This window comes from Brevibacillus soli (genome assembly GCF_044759095.2).
Classification (GTDB): Bacteria; Bacillota; Bacilli; order Brevibacillales; family Brevibacillaceae; genus JBIYSM02.
Genome location: NZ_JBIYSM020000113.1, coordinates 1 through 538, shown reverse-complemented (window position 1 = coordinate 538; position 538 = coordinate 1). Strand labels below are relative to the sequence as shown.

Here is a 538-nt window from a genome sequence, read left to right as displayed (position 1 = left end):
TGGAGCGGACGACGGGTCTCGAACCCGCGACCTTCGCCTTGGCAAGGCGACGCTCTACCAATTGAGCTACGTCCGCATTTGATTATGGGGTCCCCGAAAAGGATTCCGAATAAGCTCCGAAGCTTTTCTTCACTTTTTGAGGTACATCATACTGGTGAGCCATGAAGGACTCGAACCTTCGACCCTCTGATTAAAAGTCAGATGCTCTACCAACTGAGCTAATGGCTCACAAAATGGTGGCTCGGGACGGAATCGAACCGCCGACACGAGGATTTTCAGTCCTCTGCTCTACCGACTGAGCTACCGAGCCAGATGGTTGTTAGGCAAAAAAGAAATGGCGGAGCTGACGGGACTCGAACCCGCGACCTCCGGTGTGACAGACCGGCGTGAACTCCAACTTCACCACAGCTCCAAATAAAAAGAAGGATTATCCCTTCAAAACTGGATACGCAAGTTTTGCTCAAGGAATGTGGATAAGTCCTCGACCGATTAGTATTCGTCAGCTCCACGCGTTGCCGCGCTTCCACACCGAACCTAT

4 tRNA genes are annotated in these 538 nt (G+C 51.9%); all 4 read right to left on the bottom strand.

Annotated features, from left to right (window positions below):
• Positions 1–76 (bottom strand) — tRNA-Gly (locus tag ACE99V_RS20465).
• 76 nt (positions 77–152) lie between these two features.
• Positions 153–228 (bottom strand) — tRNA-Lys (locus tag ACE99V_RS20460).
• A gap of 6 nt (positions 229–234) precedes the next feature.
• A tRNA-Phe gene (locus tag ACE99V_RS20455) sits at positions 235–310 on the bottom strand.
• 25 nt (positions 311–335) lie between these two features.
• Positions 336–412: transfer RNA gene (locus ACE99V_RS20450), tRNA-Asp, on the bottom strand.
• Positions 413–538: the final 126 nt, after the last annotated feature.